Source organism: Sphingobacterium sp. UBA2480 (genome assembly GCF_002341965.1).
GTDB classification, from domain to species: domain Bacteria; phylum Bacteroidota; class Bacteroidia; order Sphingobacteriales; family Sphingobacteriaceae; genus Sphingobacterium; species Sphingobacterium multivorum.
In genome coordinates this window covers 169,702-194,244 of sequence record NZ_DDPA01000001.1, presented here as the reverse complement: position 1 = coordinate 194,244, position 24,543 = coordinate 169,702, and the positions used below count along the sequence as shown (strand labels likewise).

The 24,543-nt window shown below is 39.7% G+C and carries 23 protein-coding genes; 9 read left to right on the top strand and 14 right to left on the bottom strand.

Going from position 1 to position 24,543, the window contains the following annotated elements; all coding sequences use genetic code 11:
- Position 1 precedes the first annotated feature (1 nt).
- Both B3600_RS00885 and B3600_RS00880 read right to left on the bottom strand, forming a co-directional pair.
- On the bottom strand, positions 2–1,006 hold the full coding sequence (locus tag B3600_RS00885; protein WP_070560849.1) for an NAD(P)H-dependent glycerol-3-phosphate dehydrogenase: 1,005 nt from the start codon (positions 1,004–1,006) through the stop codon (positions 2–4).
- An 88-nt stretch (positions 1,007–1,094) separates the two neighbouring features.
- Entirely contained in the window at positions 1,095–1,430 is a 336-nt protein-coding gene (locus tag B3600_RS00880) for a Rieske (2Fe-2S) protein (RefSeq protein ID WP_286751782.1), read from the bottom strand.
- Between the two features lie 68 nt (positions 1,431–1,498).
- On the opposite strand from B3600_RS00880, the gene ychF reads away from it, so the two are divergent.
- Positions 1,499–2,599: a redox-regulated ATPase YchF gene (gene ychF, locus B3600_RS00875; RefSeq protein ID WP_112374692.1), complete on the top strand. Its 1,101-nt coding sequence runs from the start codon at positions 1,499–1,501 to the stop codon at positions 2,597–2,599.
- 74 nt (positions 2,600–2,673) lie between these two features.
- Here the strand turns inward: ychF and B3600_RS00870 are convergent, their stop codons facing one another.
- Positions 2,674–2,970, bottom strand: coding sequence for a YgaP family membrane protein (locus B3600_RS00870; RefSeq protein ID WP_046676248.1), 297 nt, complete (start codon positions 2,968–2,970; stop codon positions 2,674–2,676).
- 135 nt (positions 2,971–3,105) lie between these two features.
- Between B3600_RS00870 and B3600_RS00865 the strand changes: the two genes are divergently transcribed.
- A complete protein-coding gene (locus B3600_RS00865) occupies positions 3,106–3,951 on the top strand; it encodes an ATP cone domain-containing protein (RefSeq protein WP_046676247.1) in 846 nt (281 codons plus the stop codon).
- A gap of 74 nt (positions 3,952–4,025) precedes the next feature.
- Here B3600_RS00865 and ispE read toward each other — a convergent pair whose 3' ends face one another.
- The 5 genes from ispE to B3600_RS00840 form a co-directional block, all read right to left on the bottom strand.
- A complete protein-coding gene (gene ispE / locus B3600_RS00860) occupies positions 4,026–4,841 on the bottom strand; it encodes a 4-(cytidine 5'-diphospho)-2-C-methyl-D-erythritol kinase (RefSeq protein ID WP_286751781.1) in 816 nt (271 codons plus the stop codon).
- Positions 4,842–4,871: 30 nt separating this feature from the next.
- Positions 4,872–5,399, bottom strand: coding sequence for an adenine phosphoribosyltransferase (locus tag B3600_RS00855; protein WP_046676245.1), 528 nt, complete (start codon positions 5,397–5,399; stop codon positions 4,872–4,874).
- The gene (locus B3600_RS00850) at positions 5,386–6,348 is read right to left on the bottom strand and encodes a helix-hairpin-helix domain-containing protein (protein ID WP_070560859.1); all 963 of its coding nucleotides are present in this window, start codon (positions 6,346–6,348) and stop codon (positions 5,386–5,388) included. The genes B3600_RS00855 and B3600_RS00850 overlap by 14 nt, the downstream gene beginning before the upstream one ends.
- 106 nt (positions 6,349–6,454) lie before the next feature.
- The gene (locus tag B3600_RS00845; RefSeq protein ID WP_112374833.1) at positions 6,455–7,759 is read right to left on the bottom strand and encodes an efflux RND transporter periplasmic adaptor subunit; all 1,305 of its coding nucleotides are present in this window, start codon (positions 7,757–7,759) and stop codon (positions 6,455–6,457) included.
- Between the two features lie 22 nt (positions 7,760–7,781).
- Positions 7,782–9,161 carry a TolC family protein gene (locus B3600_RS00840; protein ID WP_159332923.1) on the bottom strand — a complete coding sequence of 460 codons (1,380 nt, stop codon included), beginning with the start codon at positions 9,159–9,161 and terminating at the stop codon, positions 7,782–7,784.
- 114 nt (positions 9,162–9,275) lie between these two features.
- On the opposite strand from B3600_RS00840, the gene B3600_RS00835 reads away from it, so the two are divergent.
- On the top strand, positions 9,276–9,827 hold the full coding sequence (locus B3600_RS00835) for a polysaccharide deacetylase family protein (protein ID WP_376746068.1): 552 nt from the start codon (positions 9,276–9,278) through the stop codon (positions 9,825–9,827).
- Here B3600_RS00835 and B3600_RS00830 read toward each other — a convergent pair.
- The 4 genes from B3600_RS00830 to B3600_RS00815 all read right to left on the bottom strand — a co-directional run bounded on the left by B3600_RS00830 (position 9,824) and on the right by B3600_RS00815 (position 14,901).
- Positions 9,824–10,621 carry a DUF4249 family protein gene (locus B3600_RS00830; protein WP_112374687.1) on the bottom strand — a complete coding sequence of 266 codons (798 nt, stop codon included), beginning with the start codon at positions 10,619–10,621 and terminating at the stop codon, positions 9,824–9,826. The genes B3600_RS00835 and B3600_RS00830 overlap by 4 nt on opposite strands.
- Positions 10,622–10,627: 6 nt before the next feature.
- Positions 10,628–12,952 carry a TonB-dependent receptor gene (locus B3600_RS00825; RefSeq protein WP_286751780.1) on the bottom strand — a complete coding sequence of 775 codons (2,325 nt, stop codon included), beginning with the start codon at positions 12,950–12,952 and terminating at the stop codon, positions 10,628–10,630.
- A gap of 136 nt (positions 12,953–13,088) precedes the next feature.
- Positions 13,089–14,015, bottom strand: coding sequence for an alpha/beta hydrolase (locus B3600_RS00820; protein ID WP_312523349.1), 927 nt, complete (start codon positions 14,013–14,015; stop codon positions 13,089–13,091).
- The gene (locus B3600_RS00815; RefSeq protein ID WP_115048521.1) at positions 14,002–14,901 is read right to left on the bottom strand and encodes a hypothetical protein; all 900 of its coding nucleotides are present in this window, start codon (positions 14,899–14,901) and stop codon (positions 14,002–14,004) included. Before B3600_RS00815 ends, B3600_RS00820 begins: the two co-directional genes overlap by 14 nt.
- A 39-nt stretch (positions 14,902–14,940) precedes the next feature.
- On the opposite strand from B3600_RS00815, the gene B3600_RS00810 reads away from it, so the two are divergent.
- Both B3600_RS00810 and B3600_RS00805 read left to right on the top strand, forming a co-directional pair.
- On the top strand, positions 14,941–15,834 hold the full coding sequence (locus B3600_RS00810) for a DUF4377 domain-containing protein (protein WP_112374684.1): 894 nt from the start codon (positions 14,941–14,943) through the stop codon (positions 15,832–15,834).
- Positions 15,835–16,088: 254 nt separating this feature from the next.
- Entirely contained in the window at positions 16,089–17,042 is a 954-nt protein-coding gene (locus tag B3600_RS00805; RefSeq protein ID WP_115048517.1) for a glycoside hydrolase family 43 protein, read from the top strand.
- Positions 17,043–17,124: 82 nt separating this feature from the next.
- Here the strand turns inward: B3600_RS00805 and B3600_RS00800 are convergent, their stop codons facing one another.
- Entirely contained in the window at positions 17,125–19,344 is a 2,220-nt protein-coding gene (locus B3600_RS00800) for an NADP-dependent isocitrate dehydrogenase (RefSeq protein WP_286751779.1), read from the bottom strand.
- Positions 19,345–19,617: 273 nt separating this feature from the next.
- On the opposite strand from B3600_RS00800, the gene B3600_RS00795 reads away from it, so the two are divergent.
- From B3600_RS00795 to B3600_RS00780, 4 genes are all read left to right on the top strand, one after another.
- The gene (locus tag B3600_RS00795) at positions 19,618–20,457 is read left to right on the top strand and encodes an aldo/keto reductase (RefSeq protein ID WP_115048514.1); all 840 of its coding nucleotides are present in this window, start codon (positions 19,618–19,620) and stop codon (positions 20,455–20,457) included.
- A 175-nt stretch (positions 20,458–20,632) separates the two neighbouring features.
- Positions 20,633–21,481, top strand: a complete 849-nt coding sequence (locus tag B3600_RS00790; protein ID WP_286751778.1) for a helix-turn-helix domain-containing protein — start codon at positions 20,633–20,635, stop codon at positions 21,479–21,481.
- 84 nt (positions 21,482–21,565) lie between these two features.
- The gene (locus B3600_RS00785) at positions 21,566–22,906 is read left to right on the top strand and encodes a TolC family protein (protein ID WP_286751777.1); all 1,341 of its coding nucleotides are present in this window, start codon (positions 21,566–21,568) and stop codon (positions 22,904–22,906) included.
- Between the two features lie 107 nt (positions 22,907–23,013).
- Positions 23,014–23,649 carry an HdeD family acid-resistance protein gene (locus B3600_RS00780; RefSeq protein WP_046676237.1) on the top strand — a complete coding sequence of 212 codons (636 nt, stop codon included), beginning with the start codon at positions 23,014–23,016 and terminating at the stop codon, positions 23,647–23,649.
- Positions 23,650–23,700: 51 nt separating this feature from the next.
- Here B3600_RS00780 and B3600_RS00775 read toward each other — a convergent pair whose 3' ends face one another.
- Complete coding sequence (locus B3600_RS00775) at positions 23,701–24,342, bottom strand: peptidylprolyl isomerase (RefSeq protein ID WP_115048508.1); 642 nt, start codon at positions 24,340–24,342, stop codon at positions 23,701–23,703.
- Between the last annotated feature and the right edge of the window lie 201 nt (positions 24,343–24,543).

Sequence of the window (24,543 nt, the reverse complement as noted above, 5' to 3'; positions counted from 1 at the left end):
ATTATGTTAATTTTTCGCTCAATGCTTGAATAATTTTAGATGCAGGGAGGTGTTCATACAAAATTTGATGCACGGCATCGCATATAGGCAATTCCACTGCATATTTTTTCGCATACTCTTGAATACATGCCGATGCATAATACCCTTCAGCCACCATATTCATTTCCAACTGCGCAGATTGTACACTGTAGCCCTTTCCGATCATATTACCAAAGGTTCTATTGCGGCTAAATTGGGAATAGGCTGTTACCAAAAGATCCCCTAAATAAGCCGAAGTATTCACATCCCTTGACGTATCACCATCTACTTTACCTACAAACCGACGCATTTCGCGAATTGCATTGGAGACCAGCACAGCCTGAAAATTATCACCGTAACCTAAGCCGTGACAGATACCTCCAGCTAACGCATAGATGTTTTTCAATACTGCACCAAATTCTATTCCGAGTACATCTTCCGACAGAATCGTCTTGATAACCCTTGACGACAGAAAGGAAGCAACCAATGCTGCACTATCCAGGTTCTTACAGCCGAAAGTTAAATACGACAATTTGCCTAAGGCAACTTCCTCCGCATGGCAGGGACCACCAACCACACAGATCTGTTCAATATCGACCTCATAGCGTTGCTCCAAAAACTCACCGATAATCAAATTATCTTTGGGAATAATCCCCTTGATGGCTGAAACAACAATTTTATTTCTAAAATCTTCCTTCGTCACATTGGCCAGTGCATCCTTCAAATAGGCCGCAGGCGTATTTAAAATGACAATATCTGAATTAGTAATTACATTTTTAGCATCGGTATCAATCGTCGTAATACTAAGATCAACCGAAACACTGCTCAGGTAAGTCGGGTTATGTTTGAATTTTTGAATATATTCTGCATCCTCTTCCTTTCTTACCCACCAAAAAATATGCTTGTCTTGGTCATTTTCACATAGCATCTTGATCATAGCAGTAGCCCAACTTCCGCTACCAATTATACCAATCTTTTTCCCCTGCATGTCTTTAATTTGTTTTCGACAGCAAATATACTTATTTACTAACGAGATATACGATTCACGCAGTGAGATATGATACTTTCGTTACTTTTTAAGCAAATAAACGCTCCCAGAAGCCTAATTCCAAGCCAACATAATAATCGTTGTTTTCGAATTTTATGGGGTAAACGCGAATAAAATCATGCTGTTCGGGATTACCTCTTCCCGACACCAGATCGAATTCATGGCGATGAAAAGGACAGATTACTTTGCCACGTTCACACCAGCCATTTTTCAATGGTGCCCCAGCATGTGGACATTTAGGCGAGAAAGCATAGAGTTGGTCTTCGTACCAGGTAATACAAATAATTTTTCCACCGAATTTATGTTCGCTGATGCCCTGTTTTTTAAGAAAATCGGCATGTTCAATTTTGTACCAATGAACCATTCGACAAGATAGCTAAAAATTACAGTGAATTTTCTATCTTTGTGCAATTTCAAAAATTTGCACTATATATGGCTTTACAATGCGGTATCGTAGGTTTACCAAACGTCGGTAAATCAACATTATTTAACTGTTTGTCGAACGCGAAAGCGCAAGCGGCTAACTTTCCATTTTGTACAATTGAACCAAATGTTGGGGTAATTACCGTACCGGATGCCCGTCTCAATAAATTAGCTGAATTAGTCAACCCGCAACGAATTGTTCCAAACACCATCGAGATTGTCGACATCGCCGGTCTTGTGAAAGGAGCTTCAAAAGGTGAAGGCTTAGGCAATCAATTCTTAGGAAATATTCGTACAACAAATGCTATTATTCACGTTTTAAGATGTTTTGACGATGGGAACGTGATCCACGTAGATGGTTCGGTAGACCCAATCAGAGATAAAGAAATCATTGACACCGAATTGCAGCTTAAAGATTTGGACACTGTAGTAAAACGTATCCAGAAGGTAGAAAAAATGGCTAAAACAGGCGGCGATAAAGATGCAAAAAGAACGTTTGACATCCTATCAATCGTCAAAGATCATCTTGAAGCTGGAAAATCCGCCCGTACAGCAGCGATTGAAGCTGAAGATTTTGAGTTTATCCAGGATTTAGCCTTGTTAACGGCTAAACCTGTACTTTATGTATGTAATGTAGATGAAGGTTCTGTTAATACAGGCAACGCCTACGTAGAGCGTGTTAAGGAAGCCGTGAAGGATGAAAAAGCGGAAGTATTGATTATCTCAGCACAGATCGAATCTGAAATTGCCCAACTGGAAAGCTACGAAGAACGCAAGATGTTTTTAGACGACTTGGGTCTTGAAGAATCTGGCGTACATAAGCTCATCCGCGCTGCATATTCGCTTTTAAATTTGGCGACTTATTTTACCGCTGGTGTACAGGAAGTTCGCGCTTGGACGATTGAGAACGGATTTACAGCCCCTCAGGCTGCAGGTGTAATCCACACAGATTTCGAAAAAGGGTTTATCCGCGCTGAAGTAATCAAGTATGACGATTTCGTCACGCTTGGCTCCGAAAATGCAGTAAAAGAAGCTGGAAAATTATCAGTGGAAGGAAAAACATATATTGTCCAAGATGGCGATATCATGCACTTCCGTTTTAATGTATAATCATTCCCACCTGTTCAAACAGATAAATACAAAAAAAGGCCAGTACATGAAATGTACTGGCCTTTTTTTTTGTGTTATTTAACAAAATAGCGGTGTTCAATCACCTCTACTTTTTTGATATCCTTATCTTCCAGCACTTTCTTAACATCACAATGACCAGTTACGCCGCGATAGATCAGCGCTCCGCCAAGGGTCAATCCTGATAATCCAGTCAGTGGTGATTTAAAAAGTTTTTTAACACCCAAGCCCAATATGAATCCGCCGGCAATCACCGACAGAACACGCTCAGAGGTGCCAATATTTTCTTCGATACAATCGTCTTCGATCTTTGTTTTTATCTTATCAAATGCAAAGTTTAGTAGGTTACTCATAATTATCTCCATTTTATTTATCGTACATGTTATAAACAAATGGTGTCCTAAAAAAGTTTAGGAATAGAATAATAGTTTTTTATGTTGTTTCTCCGACGACATCTCTTATATTCGTATTTAACAAATTAGAGATACATGCAAATCAAAAAATATTCTGGTGAATTGGTACCTTTTAATGGTGAATCGCTACGCCATTCGCTTTCTCGTTCCGGTGCCAATGCTGACCAGGTCAATCAGGTCTACGATAAGGTACTCAACGAAATATATGATGGGATTTCAACAAGAGAACTCTATCAGCTGGCCTTTGATACGTTAAAAACTGTGCGAAATTCTTACGCCGCTCGCTACAGCCTTAAGAAAGCCCTGCGTGAACTTGGCCCCGAAGGTTTCTACTTCGAAAAATACATTGCCCACCTTCTGCGATCCATCGGATATGAAAGCACCACCGGACAGACCGTACAGGGACATGCCGTTTCCCATGAATTGGATGTTGTAGCCTATAAGGACGGTAAACTGATCACCGCCGAATGCAAATTTCGAAACGATATTGACGCAAAAATATCCGTAACGACGCCCATGTATTATCTTTCAAGATTCAAAGATATCAGCAATATCAATTATCAGTTTTTTGGAAAACAGCTGCAGTTTCAAGAAGGCTGGCTGATTACCAATGCATACTTCACCTCCGACTCGATTGATTTTGCCAAATACTATCATATCAACTTGCTTTCTTGGGATTATCCAAAAGAAAATAGCATCAAAAAGAGAGTAGACAAAGCTGTTTTCTATCCGGTCACTTGTCTCACAACTCTTTCCGACCTTGAGGAACAGCAACTGCTCAAAAATCAACTTATTTTGGTAAAAGATATCGTGAGTAATCCCGAGAAATTGGATCTCCTAAACTTAACAAAAGAACGGAAAGAAAAGGTCTTAAACGAGGCTCGCGAACTCATCAACTATCAGGTGGAAGAAGAATATTAATTATAAAAAAAGGTGTTATGTATACCTGTTTGGACAGCTATACATAACACCTTTTTCAGTAGTCGATATTACTTCTAAAGCTTGGTCGGATGATAGATCTTGCCATATTTCGCAAGTTCGCTTAAATCTGTCTTTTCCCAAAATATACCATAAATGGCTGCTCCGGACCCTGACATAGAAGCGTAAATTGCTCCTTTTTGATATAAAGTTTCTTTGATTTCTTTCAACAAGGGGTAACTTTCGAAAATACCATCCTCAAAATCATTTCGAATATGAAACTTCCACTCTTGGATGGGCAAACGAATCGCTTCTTCCAAATTAACTTCGGGTGCCTTAGGTTGCACAGCAGCAAAAGCCTCAGCCGTAGAAATATGAATATTAGGCATAATTACCACAAGATGGTAGCCATCCAGATTTAGATTTAAGTCTTTAAAATCTGTCCCAATACCTGTTGCAAAAACAGGATTATTTGCGATAAAAAAAGGACAATCGGCACCTAGCTTTGCGGCGTATCCCGCCAGCTGCTCTTCAGTAAGATTCAATTGAAAGAGCGTATTGAGTCCTTTCAAAACAAAAGACGCGTCCGCAGAACCGCCGCCTAATCCTGCTCCAATCGGAATTTGTTTGACCAAATCAATGGAAACGGGTGGAATGCCATAATCTTTTTTCAACAATTCAAAAGCTCTTATACAAAGGTTATCATGGAGATTCCCTGGGATACGTTCCCCTTGAATGTTTAGTGTTGTCTCCGCAGCAGTCGTTTCCAATAATTCGATAATATCGTAAATCGGAAGTGGATAGAAAACGCTATTCAGTTCATGATAACCATCCGTACGCTTGGCAATGACTTGCAGCCCAATATTTAGTTTAGCGTTTGCAAAAAGTATCATGTGAATTGCTCTAAATCGTATATTTCAAAATTAATAACTTACCAATGAAAAGATATTATCACTGAACCTAGATAACCGTCCTTTCGCTTTAAGGAAATCCAAAGAGATAATAAAACTGTAGGCGACAATCTCCCCACCAAGTCGTTCAATAAGTTTACTGGCGGCAACGACGGTACCCCCTGTCGCTAAAAGGTCGTCGTGAACCAATATACGGCTTCCTTTTTCAAAAGCATCTTCATGGATTTCAATGGTTGCCTGGCCGTATTCCAGTGCATAGGATTCAGATACGGTTTTAAAAGGCAATTTACCTTGTTTTCGGATTGGAATAAAAGGCAAGCCCAGCCTATTGGCAAGTAAAAATCCAAATAGAAAACCCCGACTCTCAATTCCAGCAATAGCATCTATCTCTATGCCTTGCAATTGATCAATAATCGCATCAACCATTTCGCTACACAATGCCGCATCTTTCAACAAAGGGGTAATATCTTTAAAGACAATACCAGGTTTAGGAAAATCCACAATATCCCGGATTTCCAGTTTCAATTTATCTTGAATCATTCTCAAATATTAAATAAGGCGCAATCTTCGCAATCGCCAGATCTGAAAGTGTTCCTATTTTTGTCAAGTCCTCAATATTGACATAACTTCCATGCTGATCCCTATAATTGACGATTAGTTTCGCATCTTTAGGGCTAAGATACGGATGTTTGGCCAATGAATTTGCATCAAGCTTATTAATATTGATTTTTTTGATTCCATCTAAATTGGCTACAACAATATAGTCTTTAATCTGGTCATAGGTCTCGGCTGTAACTCCATAAACCTCCTTTAATTGTTCTATGCGGTAGAACCCACCAAGAACCTCTTTATATTTCAAAATGCGTTTGGATAGAACCGAACCTATCCCTTTAAGACTGATTAATGCTGTGGTATCACAGGTATTAATATCGATAAGCTCGGCTTTATTTCTTTCAAACTTATCGTAAAGCAAAGGCGCTTTATTTTGTTGTTTTGTTCGCGCTGAATCAGGCATTGTTTTGATTTGAATGTAGGGCTCTAATCTGTTGTAAAGTCGGCCATTGATCGAGTAAATTTTCTTCAGATCGGTTTTTACTCTAAACCTTCCACCTTTTTTTTCATAGTTTTTCAGGACCGCAATCTGTTTATCAGAAAGCCCCAACTTATGCCAATCAGCGTGTGGTAAATTGTTTGGATCAAAATAGAATAGTTTGGTCTCTTCCAAAACCGAATGTTCAGATATTGCCCCCGCACTTTTGTCTTTAGTCGAATAGGTTGCCTCGACCTCCTGTTTGTTTACCGGACCAGAGACCTCAAGAGAGTCATGAAAGGATTGTTCAAATAACTTGGCCTGATTGGGAATTGGATCGCGCGTATTGCTTTTAATCAAAGCATAGATCGTCACAAACAACACAATGATTACCAAAATAATGAAAAACCCATTTTGTTCTGTTTTATTAAATTTAAAATAAGCCAATAGCCTCTTCATAAGCCGCTAAAAATTGGGATATCTAAATTTAATAAATTATAAGGAAAATAAAAAGGGAATTATTAAAAACAATTCCCTTTTTATTAATTATTATCTACAAAGAGATTTATAACTTTGACTTGTCCACTTTTTCAACTTGGCTACCATCCTTTAAAGTTTTTGAAATAGCATCAAATGGCCGAGAGACCACTTCATCCCCTTTTTTCAGCCCTGAGGTAACGATGATATTTTTATCATCCTGAATACCGGTCTTTACCAACACCTGCTTAACAGTTTTATCTTTTAGGACAAATACATACTCATCTACTTTCTTATTTGTATTGGTAGAATCTTTATCATCAGAACGCACAGTTACCGATTGAATCGGAACAACCAGCCCTTTATCATGTTTTGTAAATATCTGAACGGTTGCTGAAAGCCCTGGCTTAAATGGCGATGCAACGTTCTCTTTCATCAAGTCCTGATACGATTCTGCACTGATGCGCACTTTTACATTAAAATTTGTTACCTGATCTGTCGATGATGTCGTCGTCGTTGTTGTTGCTATATTTTTAGACGAGCTAGCAATTTCCGTCACAACACCTTTAAACTTCCTATCCTTAAAAGCATCGACTTCGATCTCAGCTTGATTCCCTACCCTTACATTATTAATATCATTTTCATTTACATCGACATTAACCTCCATCGAGCTCATATTGGCTATACGCATAATTTCTGTACCTGCCATCTGCGCCGTTCCAACAACACGCTCTCCCTTTTCGATAGACAAGAGCGAGATGATACCATCTGAGGGTGCGTAGATTGTCGTCCGATTCAAATTATCCTGTGCTTCTTTTACTGACGCTTGTGATTGGTCAATGCCATATTTTGTCGAACGTACCGTTTCCCTTTGTGCTTGGATAGAAGCCTGTGCAGCAAAATATTCGGCAGAACTTTTATCCATTTCTGAAGCAGAAATAACACGTTTTTCGAAAAGCTCCTGATTCCGTTTATAGGTAGCGGCAACATTTTTGAAGTTTTCTTCTTGTTGTTTTAATTGCTGTTGTGCAGCTGCGAGATTGGCCCGCTGTGAATTCATTGCCGCAACCGAACGATCATAACCAGACTGCAAAATATCAGGTTTAATGCGACAGAGCACCTGTCCTTTTTTAACAAAATCACCTTCTTTAATGTTAAGCTCAACAACCTCTCCAGATACCTCCGAACTCAACTTAACCTCCACCTCAGGCTGAATCTTCCCACTCGCAGAAACTAATTCATCGACATCGGCCTCCTTTACGACATCCACAGCGACTTTAGTAATCTCTCCCTTTCCAAACCAGCCAGCTTTAAAACCTATGAAGCCAAGGACCACCAAGAGCACTACGATGATCAGTATAATTTTTCCAATGCTACGTTTTTTCTTTGCCATTTCTTTTGTTAGTTCAAATAGATTAATTGTTATCGAATTGAATTGGATTTCCAAGGTAATAATCGATGATCTTCGATCTGAATATTACGTTATATTTTGCTTGAATAAGGTCAAATTCGGCCTTATTTCGTTCTGTTTGAGCTGTAAACAATTCCAGTGAATTCGCCATACCAATATCATAACGCTCCTTTGTTGCCTTGAATGCTGTTTCAGCACTTTCAAATGCTACAGTAGCCGAGCTATAGCGTTGTTTGGCCGCATTCACATCCAATACAGCCTGATTAACGGCCTTGTTTAAGTTATTTTTTGCCAACTGCTCGGATGCCTCCGCCTGTTTCAAACCAATCTTTGCCTTGGCCACATTCACTTTATTCTGATTTCTCGAAAAAATAGGAATAGCAAGAGATAAACCTGTGAAAAATGACTTATTATCCGATACCTGCTGGCCAAAGGGCACTCTAAAAAGAGTTGCAGGATCTAAGGGATCGGTTTGTCTTGTCGTTGCAGAGGAGTAATTCGTTCCATAACTCACATTCAGATTGAGTGTAGGATAATAGCCTCCCTTCGCGATATCGATTTGTTTCAATGCCACCTCTTTATCCAATGCAGATTTGTGAATATCGGGCTGTAAGGTGAGCGCTTTTTGGTAAACATCCACGGCATTCTTATCCACTGCATGAACCAATATGGCTTCCAGACTCGGGCGTTCCAAAGAAATAACGGTTTCAGGAGGCATTTCCATCAACTGCTTCAAGGTCAACAAAGACATTTCGTATGAATTTTTTAGATTAACTTTGTTCAGTTCATTTGTGGCAACCTGATTTTTTGACTTAGCAAGATCGGCAATTGTTTTATTACCAACTGCAAATTGGATGGAGTCCAAAGAAAATTGTTGCTTTGATAAAGCAATCTGATCTTCACTGGCAACCATCATCTCATGATTGGTTATTGCTTCCAAATAATTCACCAACACATTGAGCACGAGATCATTCTTGATCTTATCTACCTGAGTCGCTGTAGACTCCAGTTGCAATTTATTCGCTTTGATCTGATTGACCTGCTGAAAACCCTGAAATAAGTTGACACTAGATCCCACGGAGCCACTGGTTCCTTTTGTCCAAGTGTTATTAACGATTCGTCCAGAAGTTAAATCGAAACCAAAACCATAACGGAAACTTTGATCCACAGTAGCACTCAGGTTTGGCAACAAATTACTTTTTGCCTGAAACAGGTCCTGCTCAGCAAGATCTTTGTTCAGGGCCGCTTGCTTTATCTGTACGTTCCGTTCCAATGTCATACGAATGGCCTCGGCCACCCCCACAACCTGTTGGGCTTGAACTAAAACATTAGTTCCAAGAAATAACCCAGTAAATACTACTGCAGAATAATAAAATCTTTTCATGTCCATATGTAGAACCATACATTTTTTTTTAGATTTGAACTTCATTTATCGGTTATGTATTTTGTCAAATCTCCATTTTTCCTTAGATGGCTATATCCCAAATCAATATGGAACATGCCACGTCATGAAAAAAAAGTCTATCTTACTTTTGACGATGGTCCAATTCCTGAAATTACACCTTTTATACTCGATATCCTAAAAAAATATCAGGTGAAGGCAACATTTTTTTGTGTTGGTGAAAATATTAAAAAAAATCCACATTTGTTTCAACGAATTTTAGCGGAAGGACATCAGGTGGGCAACCATACTTACAATCACCTCAAAGGCTGGGAGACAAATGATGAGCAGTATTTGGCAAATGTTGCAAAATGCCAGGAACTGACCCAAACCGACCTTTTTCGCCCGCCTTATGCCCGAGCAACAAAATCCCAACTCCGTCAACTCTATAAAAAATACCGTGTGATCATGTGGGATATTATGTCGGGTGATTTTGATCCGAATTTAAGTCCCCAGAAATGCCTCGAAAACGTTTTGCCCAATATTAAAAATGGCTCTGTTATTATTTTTCATGATAATATCAAAGCCATTCCCCGTGTCGAATATGTTCTCCCTAAAACAATAGAATTTCTATTAAAAAATAACTATCAGCTTTCGAGAATAGATTAAGGTTTACTTCTAGCAAACGTCACCTCAGATTCATAATATTTACCTACACTGACACTGAAATACCCCAATGCATTGTTGCTTAAATTTGAAATCGGATTAGATGGCGAAGCCGAACCAGGATTAATCATTTGAAAACTATTCCAGTAATTGTAAGCGCCTACATCGATACATTGACGTAGGATACGCACACGATCACCAACTTTCAAATCTCTATCGCGGTCGACAATATCATGCTGCACCTCTAAGCCATTGTTATACTTATCGTTAAAGACATCAATAAAACGTAGTTTACCTCCATTCACCGACATCTTATACTTATAATAATTCCCTTTTTCCGGGGGGTCAACAAATACGAGAGTTGGATAATAAATGGTATCAGTAAAAATAATGCGCTGTGAAAGCCCTATAGAATCCACATCCACATAGCTGGGAACCTTTGATACCCCTTGGATCTCCCTTCCATCAGCGGTCTTTACCTGCAACTGGTAAGTGACCTTCTCCTGTAACCGTAATGTCTTATTGGTATACAGCCCGTCAGCCCCCGCTTGAAACGTATAAGTGCGATTATTTTGCATATTCTTAACGATCACTTCTGCATCTGTTATCGGAGAAAACAGCGAGTCTTTAATACTTACAACCTGCTGTATACTAATCTCATGCTGTTGATCCGAAACCATCAAATCTGCGGTGATAACCAATTGACCTGTATTTTCGGGCAGTTCCAAATCTATTTTGTCTTCGCAGCTCCCTAAAGTAAATAATGCAACAGCTATAACTCCTAATATCTTCTTCATACTTTGCTAAAATTTAAAATTCCACGTAATCGATGGTATCGCTCCAAATAATGCTATCCGATAAATCTCGGTGACATTGGATTGTCCTTCTTTTTCTCTAAAGTCGATCAAATAGGCATTTTTTCGGTTATAGGCATTGTAGAGACCAAACGACAAGCTCGAGTAGCTATTCTTTGTTCGCTTAATATCATAAGTTGCTGCCAAATCCAGGCGGTGATAAGCTGGCATCCGCTGCCCATTTCTTTTATCGTAATAGAAGATCGTACGATCGTCAACAAAATATTTCCCCGCGGGCATCGTTACGGCGTCACCTGTATAGTAGACAAAATTGGCGCTCAAACTCCACTTCGGATTTAACTGATACTGCGCCACAATGGCTATATTATGGGTTTTATCCTGCCGCGCACTAAACCACGCACCATCATTGATCTGTTCAAATTGGCGCTCACTTTTGGATAAAGTATAACTCAGCCAGCCGCTAAATCGCCCCAGTCTCTTTTTCAGAAACCATTCAATGCCGTACGCTCTACCTTTTCCAAACAGCAATTCCCCTTCCAGCAATTCATTTGCCTGTAGATCGGCGCCATTCCTATAGTCAATCTGGTTCTTTAAATCTCGATAATAACCTTCAACAGAGAATTCATATCTGTTGGATGCAAAATTCCGAAAGTAACCCAGCGAATACTGATTGGATAACTGCGGCTTAATTGTATTATTGCTCAGTACATATTGATCGGTAGGAAGGCTGCTGGTCGTATTACTCAGTTGATGCAAATACTGAACATTGGTATTAAACGAAGCCTTTACCGTTGTCAAATCATTGATCGCGTAGTTTAAGGAAATGCGAGGCTCCAGATAGACGTACTTTTTACCCAACTTGCCATTTCCTACATAGGTAGAATCCACGGCCTCGCCAGCAGGATCGAAAGTATAAAATGTTCCCGGTCCCAATGCTGCGTAAGCGGATGCTCTCAGTCCAAAGTTTAATTTTAAACGGTCGGTAACTGACCAGTCATCGGTTAGATATGCAGCAACATCAACACCCTTACGATGTTGAATTTGCAATGAATTCACCTTCGAATCTTCCCCCGCTTCGATACTTGCCGGTCGGATTTCCTGCAGGGCTGCCTGCAATCCAAATTTTAGATTGTGACGGTCCGAAAGATTGTACTGAAAATCTTGCTTAAAATTGTAATTAAAGATATCTGAGCGGATCTTAAAGTTATTATCATCCTCAATCTTAACCTGATAATTGAATTTACTAAAAATAAGCGTAGTATTGCTAAACAACCTATTGCTCCAGACATGGTTCCAACGCATGGTTCCAGTCGCATTTCCCCAATTGAAATCAAACAAATCATGATAAGCCATTGCATCCTTACCGAAATATCCAGACAAGTAAAGTGTATTCTTATCATTGATGCGATAATTAAACTTTGCATTGAGGTCATAAAAAAAGAGCGCACTCTTCTTAATATTCTCATCACTTGAAAGTTTTAAGAAAAGATCCGCATAAGTACGTCTGCCGGAGATCATAAATGAGCTCTTGCCTTTTTGAATAGGTCCTTCCAATTTAAGACGCGAGGCGATAAGTCCCAAGCCACCTTCTACGTTGAAGTGCTGATTGTTTCCATCCAAGGTGGTTATTTCCATAACCGACGAAATTTTACCCCCATATTGAGCCGGAACCCCACCCTTGTAGAAATTAACGTCTTTGATCGCATCGGAATTAAAGGTCGAGAAAAAACCGAACAGATGGGAACTGTTATAGACAGGAGCCTCATCCAGCAAAATCAGGTTTTGGTCGCCACCACCACCACGCACATAAAAATTGCTGCTTCCTTCCCCACCACTGGTTACTCCTGGAAATAGCTGTATGGTCTTGAGAATATCTTTTTCTCCAAATAGTACAGGGACTTTTTCGATTTCTTTAGGGCTAAACTGCGTAAGCCCAGGCGTTAGATCCTTTATTGATTTGCGCCTATTTCCGGTCACGGTAACCTCGGCGAGCTGATTTTCCTCAGGTACCAACTGAATAATATAAGTGGAGTCCTTATCCAGATAAACAGAAAATCCTTTTGTTCGATAGCCTACCGACGATACTTCTATCCCTTTGCTGCCATCACGGACAGACAAGCTAAAAAAACCATATTTATTTGACGCAGTGGATTTTTTCTCCGCATCGTTTCTTATCACGGCACCAATAATATTCTCACCGCTGATACTGTCCCTAACAAACCCCGAAATAGATTTAGACTGTTGACTATACGCTTGCTGCGCGCAGAACAAAATGGAAGAAAGACAAAAAACAACCTTTATAGGTTTAAACATAATCAAGTGAAGTCAAAATTTTGCTGAAAATAATAAAAAAGCCTTACAATTTGTAAGGCTTAATAATAAGTTTATAATTTGTTAGTTAAGGTCTCTGTTTAACAAAAATAGCATTTTATTCATTTATGCCAAATATTTATCCATTTTTCTTTTCACTTTTCTTCGCTTGATCAAAATATCCCTTAAAAAAAGCCATTTGATAAACAATTGACCGAGACCAGTACTCCCAATTGTGTCCACCTTCACTTGTAACAAAGGTATGATTTATATTATGGTACATCAATTTATCATGCAGCGCAACATTCACCGTGTAGAAAAAATCTTCCTTACCGCAATCGATGATTAAGCGAAGTTTATTATTGATTAATTTGGGAACCATATTCATAACAACACGATTATCCCATTCTTGCGGTACATCAGCATAATTCCCGATGCGATCTTTAATTTCCCAATTTAGGGGGAAAGGTCTAAAATCTACCCCACCGGCCGTACTTCCTGCAGCGCCATAGCTATCCTGATGTTTTATGGCCAGCGAGAGCGCGCCATGCCCACCCATACTTAACCCCGTAATAGCCCTTCCGCTCCGATCTTTGATCGTTGAATAATGCTGATCTACATAATCGATCAGCTCTTTGGACACAAAGGTTTCATATTGGTAGTTTTTATCGTTCGCGATGTCCCAATACCAGCTTCCAAAACCGCCATCGGGACAAACCACCATATAACCATACTGATCTGCCAATGCGCTTACACTTGAATTTTTAACCCAATTGCTATAATTACCGGAATAACCATGCAATAGGTAAAGGACGGGATAATTGATTTTGCTCGAGTAATTTTGCGGAAGAATTACGACTGTCTTAATTGCTTTACCCATGGACGGGCTCTGAATGGAAAGAGTATCCACTTTTGCAGCATAGGAGTTCGTGAGGGTGCATAAAAATAAAGTGAATGCAATTAACAGCTGTCTAATACCGGCCAGACAAAATAGGCCGCTTTTGATAGGATCGGTTTGATGAAAATTATGCATCGAATAACTGAAAATAGGTCTAGTGTTTATCATAAATGTATTGATTTCTTTCAAAGAAATAAAGATAGGATTTTAAACCAAATGGACGCTCGCTAATTGTATAAAATCCAGTTCCATTGCTATCGAAAGCTATTGCTTCCCCCTGCGGCTCTACCTGATAAGGCAGAATAGCTGGCTTTCGTTGCAATACCTGCTTCCAGGATTCACTTCGGTTTCTCTGCCAATAGAAAATATGGGTAATATTCTTTACAAGCAGTTGTGTACCTGTCTGATCTATAGCAGAAGCCGTAGCAAAAGTAAATGGCAGCTCTGCTATCCTATTTAAGGTAAAATATTGCTGTTTAACATTTGTAAATACTTCGGCGCCATAAACAGTCGATCGAAATTCACGTTTAGATATAACATACAACATGTTGTCAATTGGATCAATCATAATCGATTCGGCATCTAACCGTTGCTGGCCAGGAAATTTAAGAAAGATAGCCCGAATGGACTTCTTCGGAATAAGCCCGGGATCATCGGCCTGAGGCTCAGGAAATACATACAGGCATGTCCAGGTTCTTTTCCCGGCGTTGTTTCCGATGTCCGCGAGGACGAGAAAATAGGTATCTCCAATTTTCACCCGATCGATATCCTCACAGTCGACGACAGAGACTCCTTCAAGTGAAAATTTTTTCAGTAGTTTGGCCTGACGATCAATTAAATAAATAGTTGCACCGTCACCACTATCATTGTGTACCCAAAAATTACCCTCCTGATATGCCGGTGTAATACCCGACACTTCCTTCAATTGTGGATCAGTCAGTTCCCCAAGAGCAATTTGCGTTTTAAAATAATCCTTCCTATTTTGGCTGTACACCTGCAAACTTAACAGCGAAAATGTAAACAGCAGGCACAGATTCAATCGTGCAATATTCATGTTTAAAGATACGTTTTTATTGATATTTACATTCCAATTATGAAGAAGCTTTCCACATACAGTTCATTACTCCTTCTTTTAACACTCTTATTTCCTTGTCACAGCCTACTCGCGCAGAATTCTTCATTTCGTGTAAAAGTAAAATCAGGTCTTCGACAAACACCCCCCTATCTTGTCAAGTACTACAACAGCAAAGATTGGGAGAAATTCAATACCGAGATACGCCAATTTGATTATGATCCCAAATTTGAATATGACATCAAGATCCTCAAACGTCAAAACGGTTCACGTCCAACATACAGCTTAGCCAAAACGATCACAAAATCATTATCGGAAGAGACGGCCGTAGACACATGGGAAGTTGGAGAAAACTACGTAAATGCTCAGAACCTTGGTAAATTGAAGTGTCTGCAGATAAAATCTGATAAAAAAAATAAATGGGAATACCTCGCTGCAACCATTCAAGGTTTCGATTACCAAGAGGGCTACCGTTACCGCATTCGGGTAAAACAAACGAAACAAAAAGATACAGACACCATCAGATACAGCTTAATTGAAGTTGTCTCAAAAGAACGTACAGATGAACTGCCCAGTGTGGCCGCATTTCTGGCTCGTTTTAAATGGAATTTACTTCAGTTAAATGGAAAGGATGTCACCGACAGCAAAGCAAGCATCGGGTTCGATGCCCGAAATGGCACGATTACCGGAACAACGGGATGCAACAATTTTTGGGGAAATTTCACTATTAAAGGGGACAAAATCAGCTTTATACACCTAGCAAGCACCATGCGTGCCTGCAATGGCCAAAATATCGAAAATGACTTTTTCCAAATTTTTGAACAAAAACAAATTCAATTTGACATAGCCGAACAAACCTTAAATTTATACAACGACAGAAAACTAGTCATGATTTTTGGGTTGGAGCGGGAATAAAAAAACACCCAAAGTCTGGGAGACTTTGGGTATCTTAGCCATATTATTAACCTATTTTATGAAAAGTATTTATGCCATTTGGAAATGACATAAACAAATATGTGAAATAAATCGGAAACAATCGAAAGCACAATAATATTTTAACAAAATTTTAACATTTCAAAAAATAATGAGATAAATGAGCATAAAAATGATTCATTTTGACTCATTCCGATCCATATTTATCCTGTATCTTACAGGTTTAAACCGATACAATGATTAAAACATTTTTAACATCAACAGCCTTACTTTTAACCGCGACACTTTTTGCCCAGAAGAACCCTGTCATCAAGGGAAACTATGCCGATCCTGAAGGTATTATCTATGGCAATAAATACTGGATATTCCCGACCTATTCGGCACCTTATGAAGAGCAGATATTCTTCGACGCGTTTTCATCTTCCGACTTGGCCAACTGGACAAAACACAGCCGCATCTTGGAAAACAGCAATGTCAAATGGGCGAAAAAAGCTATGTGGGCACCAGCGGTATTGGAAAACAAAGGCAAATATTACCTATTTTTCGGAGCCAATGATGTACATCAAGGCGAGATCGGAGGCATCGGGGTCGCTGTGGCCGACAAGCCAGAAGGTCCCTATAGCGACCTATTGGGCAAACCCTTAATCAACGATATTATCAATGGCGCTCAACCGATAGATCAGTTTGTTTTTAAAGATAAAGACGGAACTTTCTACATGTATTACGGCGGTTGGAAGCATTGCAATATGGTGAAGCTCAAGCCAGATTTCACCGGCTTGCTCCCTTTTGATGATGGTAGCTTTTACAAAGAAATCACCCCTAAAGATTACGTTGAAGGACCATTTATGTTTATAAAAGATGGAAAATATTATTTCATGTGGTCGGAAGGCGGTTGGACAGGCCCCGACTACAAAGTCGCTTATGCCATCGCCGATTCGCCATTTGGGCCTTTTGAGCGCATCGGGACAATATTAGAACGAGATCCCGAAGTCGCTGTTGGCGCCGGACATCATTCAGTCATCAAAGTGCCCAACAAAGACAAGTATTTTATCGTCTACCACCGTAGACCGCTTGGCAAAGATGGGGCCAATGAGCGCGTCACCTGTATCGAGGAAATGAAATTTGACAAAAATGGACATATCATACCTGTTAAGATGACCTTTACAGGTGTCAAGTATCCATTAAAATAGCAAAAATACTCGTTTTTGCAAACAACAAAAGAAGCCCAGATCAATCGAACTGGGCTTCTTTTTTTATGAAAACAATTACCGCTTAAATGCTAGAAATTGCATTATTTAATGTTTCAGATGGACGCATTGCCTTAGCTGCCAATTCATCATTCGGGAAATAGTAACCGCCGATGTTTTGTGCATGCCCTTGTGCAGCGATCAGTTCTTCATTGATTTTCGCTTCATTATCTGTCAACACCGTTGCAACAGTTGCAAATTTCTCTGCCAATTCAGCATCTTTTGTCTGTGCCGCCAAAGCCTGAGTCCAGTATAGTGTCAAATAGAAATGTGATCCGCGATTATCAATCTGACCAACTCGACGTGCCGGAGATTTATCGTTCGCTAAGAATTTTTCTGTTGCTTCATCCAAGGTCTCCGCCAATACAAACGCTTTTGGATTATTCTGTGTTTGAGACAAGTGTTCCAAAGAAGCACCAAGCGCCAAAAATTCACCCAATGAATCCCAACGCAAGTAACCCTCTTGAAGGAATTGTTCTACGTGTTTCGGAGCCGAACCACCAGCACCTGTTTCAAATAAACCACCACCATTCATCAATGGAACAATAGACAACATTTTAGCTGATGTACCCACTTCTAAGATCGGGAATAAATCCGTCAAATAATCACGCAACACGTTACCAGTTACTGAAATGGTATCCTCGCCCTTACGAATACGTTCCAAAGAGAATTTCGTCGCATCAATCGGAGATAAAATACGAATATCCAAACCAGTTGTATCAAAGTTTGGCAGGTATTTTTCTACTTTTTTGATGATTTCTCTATCATGTGCACGGTTTTCATCTAACCAGAATATAGCTGGAGTTTCAGATAAACGAGCACGATTCACAGCCAATTTCACCCAGTCTTGAATTGGTGCATCTTTCGTTTGACACATACGGAAGATATCACCTGTCTCCACTTTTTGCTCCATGAAAACATTTCCTGCAGCATCAACCACGCGAATAACGCCGTTTCCTGCAGCTTGAAAAGTTTTATCATGAGATCCGTATTCCTCAGCTTTTTGCGCCATCAAACCTACGTTTGGCACAGAACCCATTGTTTTAGGATCTAAGGCACCATGCTCCTTACAGTCTTCAATTGTAGCTTCGTAAACGCCAGCGTAACAACGATCAGGAACCATCGCAATAGTATCTTCTTCTTGACCGTCTTTATTCCACATTTTACCACCAATACGGATCATTGCTGGCATAGAAGCGTCAATAATAACATCAGAAGGCACGTGGAAATTTGTAATGCCTTTATCCGAATTTACCATCGCTAAAGCAGGGCCGTTTGCGATAGCAGCGTCGATAGCAGCTTTCACTTCAGCCTCTTTTGCATGGCCCGCGATTTTAGCATAAACCTCACCTAAGCCGTTATTTTTATTGATACCCAGCTCTTTGAATAAATCGCCATATTGCGCAAAAACATCTGCAAAATAAGTTTCAACAACAGCACCAAAGATAATCGGATCAGAAACTTTCATCATTGTTGCCTTTAAATGTGCAGACAACAATACCCCTGCCGCTTTCGCTTCAGCGATAGCATCTGCTACAAAAGCTTTCAATGCTGTTAAACTCAACGTTGAAGAATCAATAACTTCACCCGCTTTCAATGGCGAAAGTCCTTTTAATTCTGTTACTGCACCTTGCTCATCAACAAACTCAATTTTAAATTGGCCTTCATTTTCTACGGTTACAGACTGCTCTGAGCCATAGAAATCACCTGAAGTCATTGATGCAACCTTTGTTTTAGAATCTTTCGCCCAAGCACCCATTTTATGTGGGTTTGCTTTTGCATAGTTCTTAACCGCTTTAGGCGCACGGCGATCTGAGTTTCCTTCACGTAATACAGGATTTACCGCAGAACCCAATACTTTGGCATATTTCGCTTTAGCTGACTTTTCCTCTTCTGTTGTCGCTTCATCAGGATAGTTTGGAACAGCGTAGCCTGCTTGCTGTAATTCAGCGATAGCACCTTTTAACTGCGGAATCGAGGCGGAGATATTCGGTAATTTAATGATGTTTGCTTCAGGAGTTGTTGCCAACTGACCCAACTCAGCCAATGCATCAGCAATTTTTTGATCTTCTTTTAAAAATTCTGGAAAGCTAGCAAGAATACGGCCTGCTAAAGAGATATCTCTCAATTCAACATCGATATCAGCTGTAGCTGTAATCGCTTGAACGATAGGCAAAAACGAATAAGTCGCTAATAAAGGAGCTTCATCTGTTTTTGTCCAAACAATTTTTGATTTGTTTGACATAGTAATCTATTAGAAATATGTTTAATTTTTAATGCTATGTGAAATCATTGAAAAATCTGAATTTCTCAAAAATTCGCCTAAAGATAAGAATAAATGCCATAATTAACGAGGAATTGCACCCCTTTTGACAATAAAATTGTGAAAATAAATATATTTTGGCAATACAGAATAAGTCGCCCCTCCTCTACCCAAAAGTATTTCCTCTTGACATTTCAGTGACCAGATACTACAGGCGAAATCCTATTTTAGCTCAACATAAAAACACGACTTACAATGAAAACATTCAAATTGAACAATGGAATTGAAATTCCGGCAATTGGATTTGGAACCTGGCAAATTCCTGAGGGCGACGAAGCTTATCAGGCAGTTAAAGAAGCACTTGCCGCTGGATATACACATATTGATACTGCGGCCATATATGGCAACGAAAAAAGTGTTGGAAAAGCGATAAAAGACAGTGGTATCGATCGTAATTCGCTGTTTATTACAACAAAACTCTGGAATACCGAGCGTGGATACGATAAGACTATTGCTGCATTCGAAAAATCGCTCAGCGATCTACAATTGGATTACCTCGATCTTTACCTGATTCATTGGCCTGCCAACGAAACGCAATTTGCAAACTGGTCTGACATCAACGCCGATACCTGGCGGGCTTTTGAGCAGCTGTACAAAGAGGGGAAAGTTAGAGCGATCGGCGTGAGTAATTTCCCCAAAGACTACCTCGCCAAATTATTGGAGTCAGCGACAATCATCCCTGCAGTGAACCAAATTGAATTTCATCCGGGTTACCTTCAGCAAGATACTGTGGCACTCTGCCAATCCAATGACATCCTTGTTCAGGCTTGGTCACCCCTGGGTTCGGGCAGAATATTACAGGATGAAACACTCGTTGCTTTGGCTAAGGAAAAGAATACTAGTGTTGGACAACTCTGTATCAAATTTGCTTTATCTCAGGGTATCTTGCCGCTGCCAAAATCAACCAATCCCGATAATATTAAAAGAAATTTAGTGATCGACGATTTTGAGCTGACAGCAAGCGATATCAAAACTATCCTCGATTTACCTGAAATGGGGTTTTCCGGATCGGACCCTAAAAAAGTCGCTTTTTAAAGGTGATAATATAGGATTGATGGAGTCGCTCTTGGGCTGCTCCTCCAATCTTATATTGTTGAGCTTCCAGTACCAAAGAAACTGATTGTCCCTTTTTCCTAAACAGGATATAACAATTTTTTGCTATTATAGCGGTAAAGTTGCCTACACTATTCCTTACTTTTTTATTATAAAAATGAATGAAATAGAACTTATAGATCAATCGGAACTTCCTGCGAAGGGAGAAGACTACTACTATCACCCCTTATGGACGACTTGTATACTGCTGTATAGAGGCTCTATCCAGGTCAATAGCAATGGTACGCTTACCGATCTCCAAGCTGGCAGTATCCTCTTTATCGGATACAATAAGTACTACAGCTTTACAACAATTAGTACCGATGCTATATTTAAAATCCTTCATTATGACCGGAATTTTTCTAACCGAATACGCTTGTCGATCAGTCGATATGATGCGTATCGGTTAATCAATGCCTATCATTCCACACCTTTTACTCCCGCCCCCAACGATTTTGAAGCTATCTGGACATTGTTATGCACTTTGCATAACAATCGTAAAAAACCGATCGACCCGAAGAAGGATTTTCTCCAAAAAGCCAACATCAATATTTTTATGGCTATTATCTACCTTTTGGCCGATGTGATCTATACTGCTGGTGAAAGCTCCGGAAAGGCACGCAACAAGAGAAAGGAAGAAATTACCGTACATTTTTTACAGCTTATAGCTGATCACTACAAAGCGCAGCGCGATCTCGCATTCTACGCCGACCGCCTCCACATTTCCATCAAATACCTGTCGATCAGCGTCAAGGAGATTACACAAGAATCGCCCTCGGAAATTATCAGTAACTGGCTAGTCACAGAAGCTAGAGCGCAGCTCACCATTTCTACCAAAACAATCAACCAGATCTCACAAGAGTTTAATTTTTCAGATCAATATGCTTTTAGCAAGTTTTTCAAAAAACATGTCGGCATAACACCTAAGCTATTTCGTGAACAACAGGCAAATCTTGTTACCAATTGAACATCATAAAGCAGTAATCAAACATTTCTTGTCACCCCAGGGCATGCTAACTTTGTAGCACATATATAAACAAAGTTAAATACCATGAATACAAAGTCAAGAGCCCGAAAAATAGGTTTTTACTTGACGTTATGCTTCTTTACATTCTTTTGCAATCAAACATACGGTCAAGACAGCATAAACAGCCGAAAAATATCAATTGAAAAACTGTTCGAACTTGCTATCCATAACCACCCAAATCTTATTGTTTCGGCGTCGGCCGTAAGTATCGCCCAACAAAAAACGGAAGTTGCAAAATTAAGAAGGCTTCCCGAAATCAGTGCTTCAGCATCGGCTTTTTACCTCGGCAACGCTGCGTTGATCGACAAAGACCTTTCGGGGTCGGAAAAAGTCCCTTTACCCCATTTCGGTAACAACTATGCATTGGAAGCGAAAGAACTTATCTGGAAGGGCGGTGTCGTAAAAAATAGCATCAAAGCATCCTCGCTGGGCGAAGAACTGGCTGAATTGGACCATAAGAATGAAGAACAGAACATTAAAATTTTGGTTTTAGGCTATTACCTTGATCTATTTAAACTGAAAAATCAAGAAGCTGTCTACAATCAAAATATTGAGCTTGCGCACAAGAGACTGGACCTGACGGAAAAATTATATAAACAGGGCATGATCACCAAAAATGATGTTATCCGCAACCAATTGCAAATATCCGAGTTGGAGTTAGCCAAAGAGGTGATTCAGAATAATCGGAAAATCCTGAATGACGAGCTTATAGTCGCATTAGGGCTACCGGAGGGCACAGTAATTGAGCCGGATGACAAACTATTAAACAGCAACTTTCAGCTGGCAGACCTCGCGAGCTTAAAACAAGACGCTTACGTTTCCAGTCCCGGTCTACAGCTTGCGGCCAAGGAAACCGAACTTTTACTGACAGAAAAGGCTATTACAAAATCAGAGCGATCCCCTGCCCTCAGCCTATTCGCGGGAAACAGTCTTGTGAAACCTATCACCAATGTGATGCCGGTGATCGACAAGTATATGAATACCTGGAATACCGGTATCTCCCTGAATTATACGATTTCTTCCATCTACACGACAGGAAAAAAGCTTAAACTAAATGATCTACAAATTGAAAAGAACGAAAAATACACAAGTGCTCTGAAACAAAAAACCAGCGTCGCTGTTAATACTGCATACATTAAATACAATGAGGCCTACTCACAACGCAAGACGCTGGAGTACAATAAAGCTCTTGCAGATGAGAACTATCGTATTATTGAGAAAAAGTACTTGAACCAATTGGCGTTGATCGTCGATATCATGGATGCTTCAAACTCAAAACTTGAAGCGGAATTGAAATACACAAATGCTGAAATCAATATTGTGTATGCATATTACAAACTTTTAAAAGAGACTGGAAAGATCTAGTACATTTTCCTTTTGCCTAATTTAATCAGTTTTATATATGTAAGGCCTCATTAAGTAATTAATGGGGCTTTTTTATCGACAATACTGCATCATCTTAACTCATTATTATGGCAAATTCATTTTTTAAAACAATCAGATCATCCATCAAGCACTGGTATATTCCATTGATTATCGGCATTCTATTAATTCTTTTGGGGTTCTATACCATTTACACACCTGTTGCCGCATTTCTTACATTAGCGATTCTATTTTCATGGTCATTTATTATTTCCGGTATTTTGGAAATTATCTTTGCCGTGCAGAACAAAGATGAAGTGGACGGTTGGGGTTGGTACCTCACCGGAGGGATTCTTTATACCCTATTCGGCATATTACTGATTGCCAACCCGTTGCTTTCAGCCAGCACGTTGGCGTTTATTGTAGGCTTTTATGCGCTCTTTAAATCCTTTCAGTTGCTATCCTTTTCTTTTGACCTCAAAAATTACGGCAGTAAATCTTGGGGCTGGAATTTATTATTTGCCATTTTAGGCATTATTTTCAGCTTTATCTTACTTTGGAATCCGCTATTTGCAGGTTTTTCGCTGGTCATATGGACCGGAATGGCCATAAGTACGGTGGGCTTTGCAGCCTGTGTCTTTGCATTTCAGCTGAAAAGTCTCAAAGACATCCCGAGCAAGCTGCCAGACGAGTGGAAAGAGCGTTATCAGAAGCTTAAAGAAGAATTTGATCAACACCGCAAATAGAAAAAGGGCTTAATTGCCCTTTTTTTATCAATATTGCTCCGACTGTTAAGTTTATTTACTTATTTCGACAATCTTAAAAGGCACATTATGAAGTGGAAAATCTTGTTTATCCGTCTTTACCCGACTGATTTTCATGATCACCTCTAATCCCTCATAAATCTCGCCAAAAACGGTAAAATCGTGATCAAGTCTTGGCTGTCCGCCACGAGCCAAGTACTCCTGACGTTGTGCTGCAGTATATTTTATCCCTTTCTTCAATTCCAGACTATCCAGTTCTGCTGCCGTGATTTTCTTTCCGACCACGAAATAGATCTGATTCAAAAAAGATGCTTTTGCGGGGTTTCCATCCCGTCCTGCACCCAAGGCACCTATTTTATGATACGCCCGGTCATCGAACTCTGCCGCCAATCGCGGTTTTCTATGAAGAGGATCTGCCGCCTCACGTTTTTCAATATCGATATCATGCTCTCCGCCCTGCACAACAAAATTTTCGATAATGCGATTAAACAATGCTCCTTGATAGACCGTATCCCGAATAGATCGCAACATCAAATCGCGATGATTGGGGGTATAATCATAAAGTACAACTTTAAAATCGCCAAAATCAGTCTTGAAAAGTAAATGTTTTGATTGGGCATAACAATTCCCCAATACAATAAAAACAAAGCTTAGGATGGTTAGAATTTTCCTCATCGTATGAATTAATCGTTTTCTTAGATTTCATATAAAAATACATTAAATTTCGATTTTTGAAAGACATTGAGCGGCAGTTTTCCAAATGCTCTCGAAGAATATCTGTACAGGATACTTCCAAAACTTTTCCTGCACTAAAAAATTACAGCCATGGTATGGAATTAAAACTTGCAAATAAGCGTAAATTTATCTTAGTTTGGA

Bases quoted from the DNA above. Each gene is read 5' to 3' on its own strand.
- B3600_RS00850 (WP_070560859.1), bottom strand. From the start codon at position 6,348: ATGAAGAGGCTATTGGCTTATTTTAAATTTAATAAAACAGAACAAAAT.
- B3600_RS00830 (WP_112374687.1), bottom strand. From the start codon at position 10,621: ATGAAGAAGATATTAGGAGTTATAGCTGTTGCATTATTTACTTTAGGG.
- B3600_RS00840 (WP_159332923.1), bottom strand. From the start codon at position 9,161: ATGAAAAGATTTTATTATTCTGCAGTAGTATTTACTGGGTTATTTCTT.
- B3600_RS00885 (WP_070560849.1), bottom strand. From the start codon at position 1,006: ATGCAGGGGAAAAAGATTGGTATAATTGGTAGCGGAAGTTGGGCTACT.
- B3600_RS00805 (WP_115048517.1), top strand. From the start codon at position 16,089: ATGATTAAAACATTTTTAACATCAACAGCCTTACTTTTAACCGCGACA.
- ispE (WP_286751781.1), bottom strand. From the start codon at position 4,841: ATGATACTTTTTGCAAACGCTAAACTAAATATTGGGCTGCAAGTCATT.
- B3600_RS00795 (WP_115048514.1), top strand. From the start codon at position 19,618: ATGAAAACATTCAAATTGAACAATGGAATTGAAATTCCGGCAATTGGA.
- B3600_RS00815 (WP_115048521.1), bottom strand. From the start codon at position 14,901: ATGAATATTGCACGATTGAATCTGTGCCTGCTGTTTACATTTTCGCTG.
- B3600_RS00780 (WP_046676237.1), top strand. From the start codon at position 23,014: ATGGCAAATTCATTTTTTAAAACAATCAGATCATCCATCAAGCACTGG.
- B3600_RS00845 (WP_112374833.1), bottom strand. From the start codon at position 7,759: ATGGCAAAGAAAAAACGTAGCATTGGAAAAATTATACTGATCATCGTA.
- B3600_RS00865 (WP_046676247.1), top strand. From the start codon at position 3,106: ATGCAAATCAAAAAATATTCTGGTGAATTGGTACCTTTTAATGGTGAA.
- B3600_RS00810 (WP_112374684.1), top strand. From the start codon at position 14,941: ATGAAGAAGCTTTCCACATACAGTTCATTACTCCTTCTTTTAACACTC.
- B3600_RS00785 (WP_286751777.1), top strand. From the start codon at position 21,566: ATGAATACAAAGTCAAGAGCCCGAAAAATAGGTTTTTACTTGACGTTA.
- B3600_RS00800 (WP_286751779.1), bottom strand. From the start codon at position 19,344: ATGTCAAACAAATCAAAAATTGTTTGGACAAAAACAGATGAAGCTCCT.
- B3600_RS00820 (WP_312523349.1), bottom strand. From the start codon at position 14,015: ATGATAAACACTAGACCTATTTTCAGTTATTCGATGCATAATTTTCAT.
- B3600_RS00880 (WP_286751782.1), bottom strand. From the start codon at position 1,430: ATGGTTCATTGGTACAAAATTGAACATGCCGATTTTCTTAAAAAACAG.
- B3600_RS00775 (WP_115048508.1), bottom strand. From the start codon at position 24,342: ATGAGGAAAATTCTAACCATCCTAAGCTTTGTTTTTATTGTATTGGGG.
- B3600_RS00790 (WP_286751778.1), top strand. From the start codon at position 20,633: ATGAATGAAATAGAACTTATAGATCAATCGGAACTTCCTGCGAAGGGA.
- B3600_RS00825 (WP_286751780.1), bottom strand. From the start codon at position 12,952: ATGTTTAAACCTATAAAGGTTGTTTTTTGTCTTTCTTCCATTTTGTTC.
- B3600_RS00855 (WP_046676245.1), bottom strand. From the start codon at position 5,399: ATGATTCAAGATAAATTGAAACTGGAAATCCGGGATATTGTGGATTTT.
- B3600_RS00835 (WP_376746068.1), top strand. From the start codon at position 9,276: ATGCCACGTCATGAAAAAAAAGTCTATCTTACTTTTGACGATGGTCCA.
- ychF (WP_112374692.1), top strand. From the start codon at position 1,499: ATGGCTTTACAATGCGGTATCGTAGGTTTACCAAACGTCGGTAAATCA.
- B3600_RS00870 (WP_046676248.1), bottom strand. From the start codon at position 2,970: ATGAGTAACCTACTAAACTTTGCATTTGATAAGATAAAAACAAAGATC.